This is a genomic window from Bradyrhizobium sp. TM102 (assembly GCF_009176685.1).
Taxonomy (GTDB): Bacteria; Pseudomonadota; Alphaproteobacteria; order Rhizobiales; family Xanthobacteraceae; genus Bradyrhizobium; species Bradyrhizobium ottawaense.
The window spans coordinates 1109427-1128795 of the sequence record NZ_AP021855.1 but is presented as its reverse complement, the minus strand read 5'-3'; the positions used below and the strand labels follow the sequence as shown (position 1 = coordinate 1128795).

15 protein-coding genes are annotated in these 19369 nt (G+C 64.9%); 9 read left to right on the top strand and 6 right to left on the bottom strand.

Annotated elements, in window-relative coordinates:
- Positions 1 to 18: 18 nt before the first annotated feature.
- From GDN70_RS05205 to ugpB, 6 genes are all read right to left on the bottom strand, one after another.
- A complete protein-coding gene (locus GDN70_RS05205) occupies positions 19 to 1842 on the bottom strand; it encodes an ABC transporter ATP-binding protein (protein WP_152102249.1) in 1824 nt (607 codons plus the stop codon).
- A 277-nt stretch (positions 1843 to 2119) separates the two neighbouring features.
- Positions 2120 to 3019 carry an ABC transporter permease gene (locus tag GDN70_RS05200; protein ID WP_152102248.1) on the bottom strand — a complete coding sequence of 300 codons (900 nt, stop codon included), beginning with the start codon at positions 3017 to 3019 and terminating at the stop codon, positions 2120 to 2122.
- 9 nt (positions 3020 to 3028) lie between these two features.
- Positions 3029 to 4042, bottom strand: coding sequence for an ABC transporter permease (locus GDN70_RS05195; RefSeq protein ID WP_152102247.1), 1014 nt, complete (start codon positions 4040 to 4042; stop codon positions 3029 to 3031).
- Between the two features lie 266 nt (positions 4043 to 4308).
- Entirely contained in the window at positions 4309 to 5931 is a 1623-nt protein-coding gene (locus tag GDN70_RS05190; RefSeq protein ID WP_152102246.1) for an ABC transporter substrate-binding protein, read from the bottom strand.
- Between the two features lie 359 nt (positions 5932 to 6290).
- Positions 6291 to 7250 carry a phosphotransferase gene (locus tag GDN70_RS05185; RefSeq protein ID WP_152102245.1) on the bottom strand — a complete coding sequence of 320 codons (960 nt, stop codon included), beginning with the start codon at positions 7248 to 7250 and terminating at the stop codon, positions 6291 to 6293.
- Between the two features lie 234 nt (positions 7251 to 7484).
- On the bottom strand, positions 7485 to 8810 hold the full coding sequence (gene ugpB / locus GDN70_RS05180; protein ID WP_371731496.1) for a sn-glycerol-3-phosphate ABC transporter substrate-binding protein UgpB: 1326 nt from the start codon (positions 8808 to 8810) through the stop codon (positions 7485 to 7487).
- Positions 8811 to 9011: 201 nt separating this feature from the next.
- Here ugpB and GDN70_RS05175 point away from each other — a divergent pair, with 201 nt between their 5' ends.
- From GDN70_RS05175 to GDN70_RS05135, 9 genes are all read left to right on the top strand, one after another.
- Positions 9012 to 10007: a TRAP transporter substrate-binding protein gene (locus GDN70_RS05175; RefSeq protein WP_152102243.1), complete on the top strand. Its 996-nt coding sequence runs from the start codon at positions 9012 to 9014 to the stop codon at positions 10005 to 10007.
- A gap of 6 nt (positions 10008 to 10013) precedes the next feature.
- Positions 10014 to 12092 carry a HAMP domain-containing sensor histidine kinase gene (locus GDN70_RS05170; RefSeq protein ID WP_244625868.1) on the top strand — a complete coding sequence of 693 codons (2079 nt, stop codon included), beginning with the start codon at positions 10014 to 10016 and terminating at the stop codon, positions 12090 to 12092.
- Positions 12062 to 13807, top strand: a complete 1746-nt coding sequence (locus GDN70_RS05165) for a DUF3369 domain-containing protein (protein WP_028139724.1) — start codon at positions 12062 to 12064, stop codon at positions 13805 to 13807. Before GDN70_RS05170 ends, GDN70_RS05165 begins: the two co-directional genes overlap by 31 nt.
- 10 nt (positions 13808 to 13817) lie before the next feature.
- The gene (locus GDN70_RS05160) at positions 13818 to 14555 is read left to right on the top strand and encodes a response regulator (RefSeq protein WP_038946862.1); all 738 of its coding nucleotides are present in this window, start codon (positions 13818 to 13820) and stop codon (positions 14553 to 14555) included.
- Positions 14556 to 14985: 430 nt separating this feature from the next.
- The gene (locus tag GDN70_RS05155) at positions 14986 to 15597 is read left to right on the top strand and encodes a sigma-70 family RNA polymerase sigma factor (protein ID WP_018316842.1); all 612 of its coding nucleotides are present in this window, start codon (positions 14986 to 14988) and stop codon (positions 15595 to 15597) included.
- Between the two features lie 434 nt (positions 15598 to 16031).
- The gene (locus GDN70_RS05150; RefSeq protein WP_038970745.1) at positions 16032 to 16730 is read left to right on the top strand and encodes a cytochrome c biogenesis CcdA family protein; all 699 of its coding nucleotides are present in this window, start codon (positions 16032 to 16034) and stop codon (positions 16728 to 16730) included.
- Between the two features lie 31 nt (positions 16731 to 16761).
- Positions 16762 to 17325: a thioredoxin family protein gene (locus tag GDN70_RS05145; RefSeq protein ID WP_038970744.1), complete on the top strand. Its 564-nt coding sequence runs from the start codon at positions 16762 to 16764 to the stop codon at positions 17323 to 17325.
- A gap of 82 nt (positions 17326 to 17407) precedes the next feature.
- A complete protein-coding gene (locus tag GDN70_RS05140) occupies positions 17408 to 18382 on the top strand; it encodes a hypothetical protein (RefSeq protein ID WP_152102242.1) in 975 nt (324 codons plus the stop codon).
- Positions 18383 to 18745: 363 nt separating this feature from the next.
- Entirely contained in the window at positions 18746 to 19339 is a 594-nt protein-coding gene (locus tag GDN70_RS05135; RefSeq protein WP_028139719.1) for a L,D-transpeptidase, read from the top strand.
- Positions 19340 to 19369: the final 30 nt, after the last annotated feature.

The window sequence follows — 19369 nt, the reverse complement described above, 5'->3', positions numbered from 1 at the left end:
CACTTTTCCGGATCATGCTCAGTGGACCTGCAACGGCGGATGCGGGATCGCCGTCAGTAGCTCCTTGGTGTAGTCGTCCTGCGGATCGCTCAAGACCTGCTCGGAAGAGCCCTCTTCGACGATTCGACCCGTCCGCATCACAATGACACGATCGCACAGCAAGCGCACCACATTCAAATCATGCGAGACGAACAGATAGCTCATACCTAGCCGCGCCTTGAGGTCCTGCAGCAGGTTCAGAACGACAGCCTGCACCGAGACGTCCAGCGCCGCCGTCGGCTCGTCCAGGATGACCAGCTTGGGATGCAGCGCGATGGCGCGGGCGATGCCGACACGGGCCTTCTGGCCGCCGGACAATTGATGCGGGAAACGATCCAGCAGGTTGTGCGGCAGGCCGACCATGGTGGCCAGTTCCTCGCAGCGGGCGCGAAGCGCGTCGCGCCCCCTGATATCTCCCAATTGCATGATCGGGTCGGCAATGGCGCGCGCGGCGGTGAAGCGCGGGTTGAGGCTGTCGGTCGGATCCTGGAACACCATCTGGATGCGGCTGCGCTGTGGCAGCCGGGCGAACGAGGCCGGCGCGATGCCGCCGATGTCCTCGCCGTCGAACTGGATCAGGCCGGAGGTCTGGTCGAGCAGGCGCATCACCATCATCGACGTGGTCGATTTGCCGCAGCCAGACTCGCCGACAAGGCCGACGCTTTCGCCATGGCCGATCGAAAAGCTGATGCCGTCAACGGCGCGGAAGACATCCGGCTCCAGCGGCGGCTTGCGGCCGAACAGCTTTCCGAGCGTGGCGGTGGCGCCCTGGCGCGGGTATTCCTTGACGAGCTTTTCGATGAGGAGGAGCGGCGTCTTCTCCCTCTCCCCGCTTGCGGGGTCGCGACGAGCTTCGCTCGCGCTGAGAGGGTCGGGGTGAGGGGGACTCTCCGCGAGCACGGTGCTGGGAGAGCCCCCCTCACCCGCCGCGCTCCGCGCGTCGGCCTCTCCCCGCACGCGGGGAGAGGCTAGAGTCTCCTCCTCCGGCAGCAGATCCCGCAGGCTCACGCCGAGCCGCGGCGTCGCGCGCATCAGCTTCTTGGTGTAGGGGTGCTGCGGGTTGGCGAAGATGTCGGCGGCTTTCGCGGTTTCGACCACCCGGCCCTTCTCCATCACCACGACGCGGTCGCAATAGGCGGCTGCCAAGCCGAGATCGTGGGTGATCAGGATGGTCGACATCGCGCGGCGCTTGGTCAGCTCTACGATCAGGTCCATCACCGCCTTCTGCGTGGTGACGTCGAGGCCGGTGGTCGGCTCGTCCGCGATCAGCAGCTGCGGATTGCAGGCGAGCGCGAGCGCGATGACGACGCGCTGGCACATGCCGCCCGAGAGCTCGAACGGATAGGCGTGGTAGCGCTCGCGCGGGCGGGCGATCTTGACCTGCTCCAGCGCCTCGATCGCCTTCTCGCCGTGATCCTTGACCTGGGCCTGCTGCACGTGGGTGCGCAAGACGTCCTCGATCTGGTCGCCGACTTTCCGGATCGGGTTGAGTGCGGCGCGCGGGTTCTGAAAGATCATCGAGACTTCGCGGCCGCGCAAATCGCGCATCTGGTCCTCGGTCGCGGCCTTGACGTCGATGCCGGAGAACATCACCGAGCCCTCGGCGATCCGCCCCGCGCGGTCGAGGATGCGCATCACCGCGTAGGACGTCACCGACTTGCCCGAGCCGGACTCGCCGACGATGGCAAGCGTCTCGCCCTTGGCGACGGAGATGTTGACGTGCTGCACGGCTTTGACGATGCCGCGGCGGGTGGAGAACTCCACCGTGAGGTCCTGGACGTCGAGCAGCGGCTGGACGGTCATGCGGGCCTCCCAATCAAAAAATGCGAAAACAACCCCATGCACAGTAGAATGGCATTGGAATCGTTGGGGAATTTCGACGGGATTTGTGCGCGTGAGGGAGGCACCGGCCTCTCACTCCCTCCCCCCTTGTGGGGGAGGGTTGGGGAGAGGGGTAGCCCCAAGCGAAGTCGGAGTTCGTGGCTACCCCCCTCCCTGCCCCTCCCCCACAAGGGGGGAGGGAATGAGAGAATGGTGCCCTCCTTACAGCTTCGCTGCACGCACCCGAACCCGACCACCATCACGTCCTCCTTTGGGGGTCGACGATGTCGCGGAGGCCGTCGCCGAGAAGGTTGAAGCAGAACACGGCGATCATCAGGGCAAGACCGGGGAACAGCGCGATCCACCATTCGCCTGACACCATGAAGCCGGCGCCTTCGGCGACCATGATGCCCCACTCCGCGGTCGGCGGACGGACGCCGAGACCGATGAAGGAGAGGCCGGCAGCATTGAGGATGGCGTAGCCCATGGTCAGCGACATCTGCACGATCATGATCGGCATGATGTTCGGGAGGATGTGCACCAGGAGGATGCGGACTTCGCCGTTGCCGGAGAGGCGCGCCGCCTGCACGAAGCCGGCGTTGCGGCGGACGTTGGCCTCGGCGCGCGCGACGCGGGCGTAGAGCGGGAAGTTCACGATGGCTGTGGCGAGGATGATGTTCTGCACGGTGTTGCCGAGCGCTGCGACGATGCCCATCGCCAGCACGAACAGCGGGAAAGCCATGATGGTGTCGGCGATGCGGCCGACGATGCGATCGGTCCAGCCACCGAAATAGCCGGCAGCGATGCCGGCGAGGCCGCCCATCAGGAACACCAGCGCGACGGAGGCGACCGCGATAAAAGTGTCGAGCCGCGTTGCCACGACGACGCGACTGAAGATATCGCGCCCCAATTGGTCGGTGCCGAACCAGTGCGCGGCCGATGGCGGTTTCAGCGCAGCAGCTGTATCCGAGGCGAGCGGATCGTACGGCACCACATAGGGACCGAAGATCGCGGCGGCGAGGATCAGGATCAGCAAGGCGAAGGCAAAGCCCGTGACCTTGTTCTCGCCGAGCACGTAGCGGGTCTGTTCGAGGATCGCAGCCAGTCCCGAGGTACGTGCGGGACCGACAGGCTCGACAGCAGGCGCAACAGAACTCATGAATGCCCCCTACCCTTCCAACCGCACGCGCGGATCGATCACGCCGTACAAAATGTCGATCACGAGATTGAGCAGCACGTACATGACCGCCATGGTCAGGACAAAACCTTGCACCGGCGCGAAGTCCGACGAGATCAGCGCTTCCACCGCGTAGGAGCCGATGCCGGGCCATGCGAAGACTTTTTCCACCAGCACGTTGGCGCCGAGCAGGAACGAGAACACCATGCTGAGCGTGGTGATCACAGGCAGCATCGCATTGCGGAAGGCGTAAGTGACGATCACGGTCGAAGGTGACAGGCCGCTGGCGCGCGCGGTGCGGACGAATTCGGACGCGAGCACCGCCAGCATCGAGGCGCGTGTCATGCGTGCGATCGGCGCCAGCGAGAAGATCGCCAACGTCGTCGCCGGCAGGATGAGCTGGCTCAGCGCCGAGCGGAACGCTTCGAGATCGCGCGCGATCAAGGTGTCGATCAGATAGAAGCCGGTCACCGTCGGCGGCGCACTGTAGAACACGTCGAGCCGGCCGAGCGGCGCAGGCGACCAGCCGAGGCGGAAATAGAAGACATAAACCAGCACCAGGCCGGTGAAGAACACCGGCAGCGAGACGCCGGCCGTCGTCGTCACCCGACATAAGTGATCGACCCATGATCCCGGCCGTGTTGCAGCGAGCACGCCGAGCGGGATGGCGATGACGACCGAGACGATGAGACCGAGCAAGGTCAGCTCGGCAGAGGCCGGCAGGCGGTTGCGGATTTCGGCCGCGACCGGCTGTCCCGTCGTCAGCGAATTGCCGAAATCGCCATGGGCGAGATCGGCCGTGTAGCGGAAGAACTGCTCGATCAGCGGCTTGTCGAGGCCGAGTTTTTTCCGGATCTGCTCGACGGCTTCCTTCGTCGCAGCGGGGCCGGCGAAGTAGGCGGCGGGATCGCCCGGCAGCGCGCGCGTCAGCAGGAAGGTGACGATGACGACCCCGATCAGCGAGGGAATCGCAAACATCAGGCGCTTGCCGATCATGGTGAGCATGGGGTGCTCCTGCGCTGCGTATGGGAACGAGATCGTGCGGCACGTTCGGCTGCGTTCCCTCCCCCCTCTTGTCCGCCGAAGCCCGCCTTCGGGCGAAGGCGGATGTGGGGGAGGGCTAGGGAGGGGGGTGGCTCCGGGAGAGGTCTGAGTTTGTGGCTACCCCCCTCCCTGCCCCTCCCCCACAAGGGGGGAGGGAATGAGGGAGCGGTGGCAGCCTCACTCCAAGAGCTGAAAGACACGGCCAGATCGCACGCACGCACGACACCTCACCCCTTCGCCAGCGCGCGATAATCGAGCCTCCGGTGGAACCAGTATTGATAGCCGCTGATGTTCTTCTGCATCGCGACGTTGACGAAGGGCTGGTACAGCGGGATGCGCGGGATGTCGGTGAAGGCGAGATCGACAAAGCCCTTCACGTCGGCATCGTAAGTTGACTTGTCGCCGGCCGCGGCGGCGGTGCGGGCGCCGTCGATCAGTCTGTCCATCTCCGCCGACTTGTAGCTCATGGTGTTGAAGACGGAATTGTTGCCGTGATAGCACCAGTAGAAGAAGTACTCGGGGTAATCGAGCCAGCCCGAGAACACGTTGGTGAAGAGCGGCATCTCCTTCTTGTTCAATTCGGTGCGCCAGTTGGCGCCGGGCACCTTGTTGATGGTGGTCTTGATGCCGATCTGCGCGAGGCTCTCCTGCACCAGCACGCAGAGCGGCTCGTTGACGCCGGCAAAATTGAGGTCGAACGAGATCGTGGTCTCGAAGCCGTTCGCATAGCCGGCCTCCGCCAGTAGCGCCTTCGCCTTGTCCATGTCGGTGTTGTATTTATGCGGCTGCGGCCAGGCGACCTCGGTCGCCTTGTCCTTCGGCGCGCCGAACATCGGGTTGGCGAGGCCGAACATCACGGCGTCCATGATCTTCTGATAGGGCAGCGCGTAGGCAACGGCCTGGCGCACCTTCGGATTGTCGAAGGGCGGCTTGGTGACGTTCATGCCGATATACTGGATGCCGTTGGAGAACGGCAGCGACACCACGTTGAGCTTGCCGTTGGCTTTCATCTCCTGAAAGTCCTTGTTCGGCAGCTCGTAGGAGATGTCGGCATCGCCGCGCTCCAGCAGCGCGCGGCGGTTGCCGGCCTGCGGCACCATGCGCCAGATCACGCGCTTGATCTTCGGCAAGGGGCCACCGACCCAATCCTCGTTGCGCTCCATGATCACTTCGGTGCCCGCGGTCCACTTGGTCACCTTGTAGGCGCCGGAGCCCGCGGTCTGCTGCTTGGTGAATTCGAGGCCCCAGGGATCCTTCTCGCTGGCGTTCTTCTTCACGAGCTCGGAGTTGACGATGCAGGGCACGATCACGGCGAGATCGGGAATCGTCAGTTTGTCCTTCTTCAGGAAGTCGACGCGCACCGTGTGGTCGTCGATCACGACGAACTGTTCGGGCTTGGTCAGCGAGCCCGCGCTCATCTGGAACGTCGGAAAGCCGCCGACGCTGACGGCGCGATCGAGCGACCACTTTACGTCCTTGGCGGTAACGGGCGCCCCGTCGTGGAATTTGGCGTTCTTCTTCAGCTTGAAGGTGACCGACATGTCGTCGATCCTAAACTCCTCGGCGAGCTCGCCCTTGAACTTGTCGCGGTCGTAATAGGGCACCCCGCCGGGGCCGCTCTTCATCTCGTGGCTGATCAGGCGGTCGTAGCAATTCCAGGACACCTCATAGCCGGGCACGTTGGTGCCGACGCCATGGATGTCGAGATTGTTGGGGCCGCCTTCCGAGACGATCAGCAGCGTCTCGGAGCGGGCGTCGGCATAGGCGGTGGAAATCACCTGAGGCATCGCCGGAAGCGCCGCCCCGGCGGCCAATCCGGAAACGGACTTGAGGAAATCGCGGCGCTTCATGAAATCGCTCCAACTCAAAGTTTTTGGTTGGAACCGGATTCGCAAAGTTCGTGCCAAGGCTTAACGAGTATTTACGATCAAGTTAATGAACTGATATCGCTTATGAAATGTCGATTTAGGCGCATCGTGGCCTTCGTCTCGATCTCCCGAGATTGCATACAAAGATACAGATTTGCCTATTCAATGGGCTGAATTTGATTGGCGCCCGCCCGATAAGCACGGCTGTCATTCCAGGGCGATGCGCAGCATCGAGCCCGGAATCCATCGGGCGGCAGCACGCGCAGGATCATGGATTCCGGGCTCGCCGCTCCGCGGCGCCCCGGAATGACGGAGAGAGGCGGGGCCGGCGCTGACCGGCCTCAACCCGCCCAGATCAGCTCCTGCAGCTCGACCAGGTCATCCGCCTGCTCCTGCCAGCCCGCGATGCAGATGTGGCTGTTGAGGTCGCTGGCGCGGTGCAGCAGCATCAGGGCCATCAGCCGGCGCTTCAGCGTATAGTCGAGCTTCGCATAGCCAAAGCCTTCGAGCAGGCTCTTCACCCTCCCCGGCCGGCCCGCCGCCATGAACGCGCCGGGGCCGAGCAGGTCGTAATCGCGCCATCCCGCCAGCACGTCGCCGAAGTCGAACAGGCCTTTGAGCGACCACTGACCGTCATCGCAGGCGAGCAGGAAGTTCTCCGGGATGTACTCGCCGACCAGAAAGACCGGCGGCGCATCCATCGGAATGAGCTTTTCCGCATCGCGCAGGAGATCGTCGAGGCCTTTGAGGAATTTCGGCGCGAGGCCGAGGCGCGTGTGCCGGGCACGGCAGCCTAGCATCTGCGCACGCATGAATTCGTCCCAGCGCGGCTCGATGTTCGCCAGCGGTCCGAGCGGGACGCGCTGGACGCTCGCGATGGTCTCGCCGATCTGGCGCAGCAGGCGCTCCTTCTGCGGTTCGGGCAGATGCGGCCAGACCTCCGAGCCGAGCGTGCCGGCAAGACGGGTGATGACGAGATAGGGCCAGCCGTCTCGCGTTCCTTCGGCGACGATCTCGGGGATCGGCAGATCGAGATGGCCTTTGAGCTGCATCAGCGAGCCGCGCTCGGAGACGAATTGTGCGTGCAGCAGCGGCGGGAAGATTTTCAGGATCAGCGTCTCGCCGAGACCAACCACGAGGTTGGTGCCGGTCGCAAACACATGCGGCGCGCTGATGTCGAGATCGTGGCTGCGCGCGATGTCGAGGGCGATCGGCAGCCATTGCGAGGACGCGGAGCGAAAGGCGCGAAAGCTTTCGGAGTCGGTGAAGGCCGGCAGTGTTTGCGATGGAGCGATCGTCATTCAGGTGTTTTTTTGTTGATTCAGTGCGAGCCAAGAAGACGGTGCACCTCTCCCGCTTGCGGGGGAGGTCGGCGCGTTCCGGGCGATGCGAAGCATCGTCCCGCGCCGGGTGGGGGCTCTTTCCTCTAGGGGATTATCCCGTTGTGGAGACACCCCCACCCCAACCCTCCCCCGCAAGCGGGAGAGGGGGCGCACCTCACTCGAGGTCGCAGCGGTGTCCAATCGCAACATGCATTACCGCTCCGGACTTGCCCGCTCGAACTGGCGAAGCAGCTTGTTGCCGCGCTCGACGGCGGAATCCAGCGCGGCTTGCGCGCTCTTCTGGCCGGCGAACGCCTGCTCCAGCTCGTCTTCGATCGCGCCGCGGATCAGGACGAAGGAGCCGAGCCGGATGCCCTTCGAGTTCTCCGTCGGCGGATTGAGCGTGATCTCCTCGAACGAGATCGCCGAGCCCGGATTGCGCTCGTAAAAACCCTGCGCGCGCGTCAGCTCGGACGCGGCGCGGGTGATCGGAAGGTAGCCGGTGTTCTGGTGCCAGGCGGCCTGCACGCCGGGCTGCGACAGATAGGCGAAGAACCGCGCCACGCCCTTGTATTCCTCGCGCGGCCGGTCGCGCAGCACCCACAGCGTGGCGCCGCCGATGATCGAGTTCTGCGGCGCGCCCTTCACGTCGGGCCAATACGGCATCATGCCGTAGCCGATCTCGAATTTCGAATTCGCTCTGATGTCCGCGCGCGTCGCCGAGGAGCCGATGAAGATGCCGCATTCGCCGCTCTGGAAGCGCGGCTCGGCCGCTTGTCCGCGGCCGCCATAGTCGAACAGTTTTGTCTTTTGCCATTCGGCGAGCTGGGCGATGTGCTTGACCACGACCGGATTGTTGATGGTCAGCTCGGCATCGAGCCCGGCGAAACCGTTGCCGCGCGTCGCCAGCGGCAAATTATGGAAGGCGGAGAAATTCTCGACATGGATCCAGGACGGCCAGGACGTGGTGAAGCCGCACGCTGCACCGCGGTCGCGCAGGCGCTTTGCGGCCGCGCCCAATTCCGGCCAGGTCTTCGGCGGCGCCTCCGGATCGAGGCCGGCGTCACGGAACATGGTCTTGTTGTAGTAGAGGATCGGCGTCGAGGAGTTGAACGGGAACGACAACAGATTGCCGGCCGCGTCGGTGTAATAGCCGGAGACCGCGGGCAGGTAATCGGTCAGCGAGAACGGCTCGTGCATGTCCCGCATCAGGCTGAACACCGGATAGATCGCGCCCCTGGCGGCGGTCATGGTGGCGGTGGCGACCTCGTTGACCTGGACGATGGCGGGCTGGCTGCGCGAGCGGAAGGCGAAGATCGCGGCGGTCACCGTCTCGGTGTAGTTGCCCTTGTAAGCGGGCACGATGCGGTAATCGGACTGCGAGGCGTTGAAGTCCGAGGCGAGCTTTTCCAATTGCCGCCCAAGCTCGCCGGACATGGCGTGCCACCACGCGATGTCGGTGGCGGCGTGCACGGGCACAGCCAATGAGAGAGCCGCCAGGGCGGCGGCGATTCGCAAAACGCGCAATGCTGACGTCACGATGGCTCTTCCCGTGTCGCGCGCCGAACGGCGGGCGACCCTGCTTACGGCGCGGCATATCCGGTTTCAACCGGGAATGAACGCCGGCCGCGCCGCACAATTACACGGCCGCGCCGGGCGGGATGGCCTTCCCCCGACCATCTGCTAGATTGCATTGAACCTTTTGCCCCCGCCATAGACTCCACCACTGAGGGGTTGAGTGTGCCAGTGTTGAGCCGTGCCGAACTCTCGCGGACCGGAGTGATCGTCGTCGCGCTTCTGCTTGCCGTCTGTTCGACGGGCGCCGTTGCACGCGAATTTCGCGCCGCCGATACCCAGACCGAGGATTACCCGACCGTCCAGGCGCTGCGCTACATGGGCGCGCTGATCGCCGAGCGCAGCGGCGGCCGCCACGAGATCAAGGTGTTCCACTCCCGCCAGCTCGGCGAGGAAAAGGAGACCATCGAGCAGACCCGGGCCGGCGCGATCGACCTCAACCGGACCAACGTGGCGCTGATCGGCAACTTCGTGCCGGCGATGAACGTGCTCGCCATGCCGTTCCTGTTCCGGTCCATCGAGCACATGCAGAAGGTGCTGGACGGGCCGATCGGTAGCGAGATCCTCGATAGCTTCGAGCCCTATGGCTTCGTCGGGCTCGCCTTCTACGATTCCGGGGCGCGGTCGATCTACAACGGCGCCCGCCCGGTGAAGACCATCGCGGATCTCAAGGGATTGCGGATCCGGGTGCAGCAGTCGGAGTTGATGAGCCAGATGATCCGCTCGCTCGGCGCCGAGCCGGTCGAGATGCCCTATGGGCAGGTGCTCACCGGGCTCGCCAACCATCTGATCGACGGCGCCGAGAACAACTGGCCATCTTTCGTGACGACGGATCATTACACGCACGCCGGGCATTATACGCTCACCGAGCACACGATGAGCCCCGAAGTGCTGGTGATCTCGCTGAAGGCCTGGCAGAGCCTGTCGCCGGACGACCAGAAGATCTTCCGGGAGGCCGCGCAGCGCTCCAGCCGGTTCATGCGCGAGAAATGGCGCGACCTCGAGGAGCAGTCGCAGCGCAAGGCGCAGGAAGCCGGCGTCACCATCATCAGGGAGATCGACCGCAAGCCGTTCGAGGACGCGATGGCCCCGATCTACGCCAAGGCCGGGCGCGATCCCGCCGCGGCCGCGCTGATCGAACGCATTCGCAAGGTGGAGTGAGCCGCGTTGGCTGCACTTGGACATACCGAGCACCCAGACCGGCCGTCCGGCCCGATCGGACGGCTGCGCGCACGGCTGGTCGGCGTGCTTCGGGCGGTGCCGATCCGCTGGCGCATCCTGTCGATCGCCGCGCTGAACTCCGCCGTGGTGGTGGTGCTGGTGGGGATGATCTGGAACGGCGCGCAGGTGCTGGGCTCGGCCTGGGACGACGTGCGCCAGGTGCGCGAATCCGACCGCATCCTGGCGCTGCTCGAAAGCGAGACCGGGCGCCTGCACAATCTGATCCACCGCTACATCAACCAGCCGAGCCCCGACCTGTTCGCCGAGATCCTGCTGCTGCGCGAGGCGGTACTGGGCACGCTGACCAACCGCGCCGCCAAGGACCCGATGCTGTCGGGCTCGGTCGAGGAGCTGGAGCGCACCACCGACCGCTTCCTCAACGGCTTCGGCGAGCTGCGCAGCGTGCAGGCCACCATTGCCAAGACCTATGAGGACCAGGTGCAAGGCCCGGCCAGGGACATGGCCGGCCTCTATTCCATCATCGAAGGCGCCACCGGCCATCGCGACGCGCTGATCTGGCCATCGCTCGGCAAATCCCGCGAGGCCTTCACCGCGATGCTGGTGGCGGCCAATTCCTATTATCTGTCGCTGTCATCGGGCGCGGCCGACGACGCGCGCCGCAACACCGAGACGATCGAGAAGACCATCCCCGTGATGATCGATCTCGCCGACAACGACCTGCAGAAGATGGCCTTGCGGCGGCTCGGGGCCCGCACCGCCGCACTGCGTGAGGGCTTTGCAAAGCTCTCCGAGCAGCTTGCCAGCCGCACCGAGCTGCTCCGCAACACCATCGACGCCAGCCAGGCCGAGGCGATCGGCGCCATCGACGACCTCTCCACCAAGATGCGCAAGCGCGAGCAGAAGGCGCAGGAGACCTTCGACCGCACGCTGGCGGATATTTCCCGCCGTGTCCTTTCCATTGCGGTGATCTTCCTCGGCATCATCCTCACCGCCGGCGTGATGATCGCGCTGTCGATCCGGCTGCCGCTGCAGCAGATCATGGCGGCGATGCGCGCGATCACGCTCGGCGATCTCGACCGCGAGGTGCAGGGCACCAAGGCGCGCGACGAGGTCGGCGCCATGGCGCGCGCGGTGGAGGTGTTCCGCGAGAATGCGATCGCGAAGCGGCAGACCGAGGACGAGCTGCGCGCGTCCAAGGAGAAGGCCGAGAGCGCGCTGCTCGAGCTCAATACCGCACAGCAGAATTTGATCGATGCCGAACGGCTGGCGGCGCTCGGCGGCCTCGTCGCCGGCGTCGCGCACGAGGTCAACAATCCGATCGGCATCAGTCTGACGGTGGCTTCGAGTTTTGCCCGGCGCAGCGAGATCTTCGAGGCCCAGCTCAAGGGCGATGGGCGCCTGCGTCGCTCGCAGCTGGAGGAATTCGTGCAGTCCTCACGCGACGCCTCGCAGCAGCTGGTCGCCAATCTGCAGCGCGCCGGCGAGCTGATCCAGTCGTTCAAGCAGGTCGCGGTCGACCGCTCCCATGCGGAGCGGCGGCAATTCTCGCTCAGCGAGGCCACCGACCAGATCATCGCCAGCCTGCGCCCGGTGCTGAAGCGCTCGCCGATCACGCTCCAGGTCGACGTGCCCGAGGGGCTGCTGCTCGACGGCTATCCCGGCTCCTATGGCCAGATCCTGACCAACCTCTTCCTCAACGCCGCCAACCACGCCTTCGCCGACGGGCGCGCCGGCACGATCATCATCTCGGCGCGGCCGCGCGGGGCCGACGACGTCGAGCTCATCTTCACCGACGACGGGGCCGGCATGACCTCCGACGTGCAGCGCCAGGCCTTTGACCCTTTCTTTACCACCCGGCGCAATGAAGGCGGCACGGGACTCGGGCTTCATATCGTCTATAACCTCGTCACCCAGCAGCTCGGCGGGCGCATGATGCTGGAATCCAAGCTGGGACAAGGCACCACTTTTCGCATTATCATGCCCCGGGTCGCCAAGGGCGGCGCGCAAAGCACAGAAAGTGACGGGACTTCTCAATGGCCGAACAGGACGATGTCCTCCACCTGATCGACGATACCGGTACCGCGTCGGAGGATGCCAACGCCCGGAAATGGAAGATCGCCGTCATCGACGACGATCCGGCCGTGCATGACGGCACCCGCTTTGCGTTGTCCGACTACAGCCTCAACGGCCAGAGCCTGGAGATCCTGTCGGCCTATTCCGCGGCGGAAGGCCGCAAGCTGATGGCCGAGCACAGCGACATCGCCGCCGTGCTGCTCGACGTCATCATGGAGACCGACGTCGCCGGCCTCGAGCTGGTCGAGTTCATCCGCAACGAGATCCGGAACGAGACGGTGCGCATCATCCTGCGCACGGGACAGCCCGGCCAGGCGCCCGAGCGGCGCGTGATCGTGCAGTACGACATCAACGACTACAAGGCCAAGACCGAGCTCACCGCCGACAAGCTGTTCACCTCGCTGACCGCGGCGCTGCGCTCCTATCAGCAGCTCGAGCGCATGGTGCAGACACGGCGCGGGCTCGAGATCATCATCGACGCGGCCTCGACGCTGTACGACTTCAAGTCGATGCAGCGGCTCGCCGAGGGCGTGCTGACCCAGCTGGCCTCGCTGCTCAACGTCGATTGCGCCGGTATACTGGTCTTGCGCGACAATGGCGGCATCGACCCCGAACTCTCGGTCCTCGCCGGCAGCGGCTGCTATAGCCGCTTCATCGGCACCACGACGTCGAAGGCGCTCGACCCCGAACTGCGCGAGATGGTGGAGGCCGCGTTTCAGCGCCGCAAGAACGAATTCGCCGACCACCGCAGCGTGATCTATTTGCGCACCGGGTCCGGCCGCGAGGTGGTAGTGCTGCTGCAGGCCGAGCGCGAATTGTCCGAGACCGACCGCTCGCTGGTCGAGATTTTCTCCTCGAGGCTCTCGATCGCCTTCGACAACGTCATCCTCTATCAGCAGCTTCAAGCCGCCAATACCCAGCTGGAGGACCGCGTCGCCCAGCGCACCCGCGCGCTGATGCAGGCCAACCGCCGCCTCTCGGCGCAATGGCTGCGGCTGCAGCGCGCCAACGGCTTCAAGAACGAGATTTTGGGCACGGTCGCGCACGATCTGAAGAACCCGCTCGGCGTCATCCTCGGCCGCACCGAGATGCTGAAGGAGCTGATCTCGACCGGCGCCTCGGAAAACGGCGTGGTCGCCCAGGTCGACCACATCCGCGACGCCACCAAGCGCCTGACCACGATGGTCGACCATCTGATCTCGGACGCGATGGCCGATGCCTTCGACATCACCATCCGCCGCGAGCCGGTCGACGTCGCCGCCCTGGTCAAGGAGGTCGCCGAGGCCAACCAGCCGCTCGCCGTCAACAAGCAGCAGGCGATCAGCGTCGCCGCGCCGGCCAACATCGTCACCATGTGCGACACCGACCGCATCCGCGAGGCGATCGACAATCTCATCAGCAACGCCATCAAATACTCACCGATCGGCGGCAAGATCGACGTGGTCGTCAGCCACGAGGGCGGCGACACCGTCGTCCGCGTCAGCGACGAGGGCGCCGGCCTGTCGCCGGAAGATCTCGGCCGCCTGTTCGGCCGGTTCCAGCGGCTGTCGGCCAAACCGACCGCCGGCGAGAGCTCGACGGGACTTGGGCTCTCCATCGTCAAGCGTATCGTCGACATGCATGGCGGCGAGGTGACCGCCGACAGCGAAGGGCCCGGCAAGGGCTCGACCTTCACCATCACCCTTCCCGCGACCGAAATGCCGTGACGTAGAGACCATGACCCAAAGCCAGCACATCATGATCGTCGACGATGAAGCCCCGGCCCGGGAGATGGTCGGCGATTATCTCAAGATGCACGGCTTCACCGTGACGCTGTGCGACGGCGGCAAGTCCTTGCGCGCCGCGATCCAGGGCAGCATGCCCGATCTCGTCGTGCTCGATCTCAACATGCCCGAGGAAGATGGCCTCTCGATCATCCGCGACCTCAAGAGCCGCATCAACGTGCCAGTCATCATGCTGACGGCAACCGCGAGCCCGATCGACCGCGTGGTGGGCCTCGAGCTCGGCGCCGACGATTACGTGGCCAAGCCCTGCGAGCTGCGCGAGCTGATGGCGCGCATCCGCTCGGTGCTGCGGCGGAGCGTGCCGGCCAAGGCCGCAGCGCCTGATGCGGCGGCGGCGAAATCCGACAAGGAGCAATTGGTACGGTTCGGGACAAAGTGGCTCGATCTCGAAGCCCAGGCCCTGCGCGACGACGAGGGCAACGAGCATCCGCTGACCGCCTCCGAGTTCGGGCTGTTGAAGGTGTTCGCGGCCAATCCGAAGCGCGTGCTGTCGCGCGAGCGCTTGCTGGAATTGGCTAACGCGCGCGACGCCGAAGCCTTCGACCGCGCCGTCGACCTGCGCATCATGCGCATCCGCCGCAAGATCGAGCCCGATCCGGCCAAGCCCGCCGTGATCCGCACCATCCGCGGCGGCGGCTATCTGTTCTCGCCGGCGGGCGATAAGGCGTAAGTCTCACACTCCGCCGTCGTCCCGGACAAGCGCGCCCTTAGGCGCGCAGATCCGGGACCCATAACCCCAGGCCGTGGTTTAGCGTGAAAGCGCCCACTCCGAGTCCCCGGAACCACTCCTCCCTTTGGGTATGGGTCCCGGGTTCGCTTCGCGCCCCGGGACGACAGTCTGGCGCGACCGAACGCAAGTCACCAAGATTCGTTCCGTGGCGCCCCCGTCCGCCTCAACACCCCTATCCCCGTATTTTCCGTACATTGAAATTCCACACTTTTTCGTCCCGAATGTTTCGTCGCCATCCCTCCGACGAAACAATTTGGCGGCGCACGAAACCATTTTCCCCTTTTCGTGCAGACGTCCCGAAACGTTGGCTCATTAACACTTTGGTCCAAGGAAACGCCGCTCGGTTGCGGCGCTACGGGGAGCCAAGTCAATGCGGAACGTCATCGCCATCAACGCCCAGGCCAGCCAGAGCATCATCGCCGCTCAGGCGACTTCGGACGACATGCTTCTCGAGAGCATTGCCGACGGCAACCGGACGTCGATGCATATCCTTTATTGTCGGCACAGCGTGCGGGTGTACCGCTTCATCCTGCGCATCGTGCGTGACGCCACCGCGGCGGAAGACCTCGTCAGCCAGGTGTTCCTGGACGTGTGGCGGACCGCCGGCCAATTCCAGGGCCGCTCCCAGGTTTCGACCTGGCTGCTGTCGATCGCCCGCTTCAAGGCGCTGACTGCGATGCGCCAGCGCCGCTTCGAGGACATCGACCAGGAGGACGTGCGGCAGATCCCCGACGATTCCGATACGCCGGAGACCTCGCTCGACCGCAGCGACACCAGCGCCATCCTGCGCGCCTGCGTGCAGAAGCTGTCGCCCGCGCATCGCGAGATCATCACCCTCGTCTACTACCACGAGAAGTCGGTGGAGGAGGTCGGTCAGATCATCGGCATCCCCCAGAGCACGGTGAAGACGCGGATGTTCTACGCCCGCAAGCAGCTGGCCGAATTGCTTAAGGGCTGCGGCGTCGAGCGCTTCGCTGCCTGAGGCCAAGGATTTCAAAGGGATAGGGCCGACGATCTGGCCCTCTCCCGGGACACGGAAGTGTTACCGCCGACGAAACAATTGAAACAAAGCACAACATCAGGCCGAAAAGCTTCCCCCCTATAAAGCTCTCATACGGTTTCGTTAAACCTCCCAAGGACTCCACGACCCGGACGGGATGCCCCCCTCCGGGTCGTTTTGTGTTTGGCGAGCCGTGACGTGGGCATTGCGACCCCCGCTGGGTCCTCCATCGTCATGTCCGGGCTTGACCCGGCCATCCACGCCTTCGGCGCGGCACCAAGAACGTGGATGCCCGGGACAAACCCGGGCATGACGACCTGAGGTGAAAATTGCCCCCCGTCACGAAGCCGTGACGCTCTGTAACGATCCACGCATCCCGCCCGAACTGCCCTCGTGACCTCCACCACGAGTGCCCCATGCTCGAACTCACCTTCGCCGTCCTTGCCGGCATCCTCACCATCGCCGCGCCCTGCACGCTGCCGATGCTGCCGATCCTGCTCGGCGCCTCGATCGGGCGCGCGGGACATCTGCGCCCGGCGATGATCGCGCTCGGCTTCGTCGTTTCCTTCTCCGCGGTCGCGCTGCTGCTCGGTGCGCTGACGCGGCTGTTCGATTTCGATCCGAACGTGCTGCGCGAGGCGGCGTCGATCCTGCTGCTGGGCTTCGGCCTCTTGATGCTGTGGCCGGCGCCGTTCGAATGGCTGTCGAGCCGGCTCAATGGCTGGCTCGATCTCGGCAATTCCGGCGCTACCCAGCGCGAGGGCGCGCTCGGCGGGCTCATCCTCGGCACTACGCTCGGCCTGGTCTGGACGCCCTGCGCCGGCCCGGTGCTCGGCTCGATCCTGACGCTGGTCGCGACCTCGAAGAATCTTGCGTGGGCCGGCACGCTGCTGATCGCCTACGCCATTGGTGCTGCGATCCCGATGCTGGCGATCGCCTATGGCGGGCAAGCCGCGACCACACGGGTGCGCAGCCTTTCGCGGATCTCGCCGCGGCTGCAGCAGGGTTTTGGCATCGTCGTGATCGGCTTCGCGGTCGCCGCCTATTTCCAATACGACACGCTGATCGTGGCGTGGCTCACCGGCTTCTATCCCACCGGCCAGATCGGCCTGTGATCATCCCTCATCTTCACCGGAGGACGCTTCCATGACTTTCAGACTGCTCGCCGTCTCCGCCGCCCTGATCGGCTTCACCGTCACCGGCGCCGTCATTCCCGGCATCTGCGAGGAGGCCGCGCGCGCCACGCCTGTCGTCACCGCCGCCGCAAGCCACCAGACCGCGCCGGACTTCGCCGGCGTCACCAACTGGTTCAACTCGAAACCACTGAACATGGCCGACCTCCGCGGCAAGGTCGTGCTGGTCGATTTCTGGACCTATGGCTGCGTCAACTGTGTCAACACGCTGCCGCACGTCACCGACCTCTATGCCAAGTACCGGGATAAGGGCCTCGTCGTGGTCGGCGTCCACACGCCGGAATTCCCGTTCGAGCGCTCGGCCTCCAACGTGCAGGCGGCGCTGAAGCGCCACGGCATCACCTATCCGGTGGCGCAGGATAACGATTCGAAGACCTGGAACGCCTACCGCAACCAGTATTGGCCGGCGCAATACATCATCGACCAGACCGGCAAGATCGTGTTCCAGCACGCCGGCGAAGGCCGCTACGACGAGATCGACCGCACCGTGGCCAAGCTGCTGAACGTCAATGGCTGAGTGCGGCACGCGCGGCTCCCTTGTTGCTTGACTCCACGGACCCGTCCGTGGAGTTTCGCGACAACGCAATCAGCCGCCCGCAATGGACGACACGCCCCTCAACAACGACATCCGCCTTCGTGAAGGCGCCTCGATCGCACAGCGGCTGGTGATGTCCGCTTTTGCGGCCGCCGTCGCGCTGTGCTTCACGCCGGGCCTGTTCACGCATGACACGCCGGAAATCGTCATCTCGGTGGTCGCACTGCTGGTGGGCGCCGGGTTCGTCGTCGGCATCATGATGGCGCCGGCGGTGGTGTGGATCATCACGGCGAACGAGATCCTGATCGGGCGGCAAAGCCCGTTTGGGAAGCTGCGCACACGCATCGTCGCGAAGGACGACATCACGGCATTGCAGGTTCCCGGCAACAAGCGGGTGAAGGCCCGTTTCCAACTCGTCTTCACGTTGGCCTCGGGAGAACGCCTGACCTCCCCGCCGATCTCCGACGTCACCCATGTGCGCGACACCGTGGCCCGGATCGCGACGCAGTTCGACGTTCCCAATGTCGAGGATCCCGTCAATCCGCTCGATGCCAGCAATCCCGAGATGCATCTCGGCGAGCCGCTGGAGGCGTTTTCCGCTCGGGACATCCGCATCGTGTCCCTGATCGCCGTCGCATTGTCCGCCCTGCCTTATGCTTACAAGCTGTGGCGCGGATGGCCGCCCACCCATGTCGACATCCTGCTGCTGCCGCTCGGCGCGCTCGCGGCGTTCGCGGTGCATCGCTACGCCAATCTCGTGACCGGCGCGTTCTGGATCGTCCGCGAGGGCCATATCCGTATCGAACGCCTGTGGGGCGACGGCACGCCGCGCGCGGACCATATCGAGGGACACGAGGTGAAGACGATCACCGTCGACCGCCGCGGCCGGTCCGAGGACGAGCACTGCATCGTCACGATCCGGCTGCGCTCGGGACGACGGTTTCGCAGCCCCCGGATCGGATCGCGGGTGGAGGCGCGGGCGGTGGGGACAGAGATTGTGAGGCGGCTGGGGATCGCTGCGGAGAGCAATAAGATCTAGCCGGCGTCTCGCGCCAGTTGTCGAATTTGATCTCACCGCGAGTTCGGTCTGAGCCTCTCCCGCTTGCGGGAGAGATCGCGCCGAAGGCGCGGGTGAGGGCTCTCTCCTCTGAGGGAGTCTCCCTGGAGGCGAAACCCTCTCCCCAGCCCTCTCCCGCAAGCGGGAGAGGGAGCTCACCTCCCGAGCGGTGACAAACTATGCTTTTCGAGCCATCCCCTGTTTGTGGCATTGCGAGGACCCCGTCAAAAAACCAAAGCATTCTCGTGACATATCAGGGTGGCGCGCCATCAACTTGCCATGAACATGCCCCTCAGGTTTGATGGTTCCGAATGATTTGCGCCGTGGCAGTGGGGAGAGCTTGAAATGACGGATTTTCGTCGCCTGACCGGGACGTTCGTGGCCGCGATCGGCCTGATCCTGTCCGCACCACATGCCATCGCGCAGCAGCCTGATCGCGGCGACGAGCCGGGTCTGGTCGCCGACGACGGCTACCAGCTCGAGCCGGAATGGCAGAAGCAGGTGGTCTATTTCCGCACCACCGAGACGCCGGGCACCATCATCATCTCCACGGCCGAGCGCCACCTTTACCTGGTGCAGCCGGGCGGGCGCGCGATCCGCTACGGCATCGGTGTCGGCCGCGACGGTTTCCAGTGGCAGGGGCTGGTGAACATCACCAACAAGAAGGAGTGGCCGGACTGGACGCCGCCGCCGGAGATGATCCAGCGCCAGCCCTATCTGCCGCGCTTCATGGCAGGCGGCCCCGGCAATCCGCTCGGGGCACGCGCCATGTATCTCGGCACCACCGTCTACCGCATCCACGGCACCAACCGTCCTGACACGATCGGCACCAAGGTGTCCTCGGGCTGCTTCCGCCTCGTCAACAACGACGTCGCCGATCTCTACGACCGCGTTCCTGTCGGCACCAAGGTGGTGATCCGGCAGAAGCCCGAACTGTAAGGCTATCGTCGGAGCATGATCCCCAGGGGA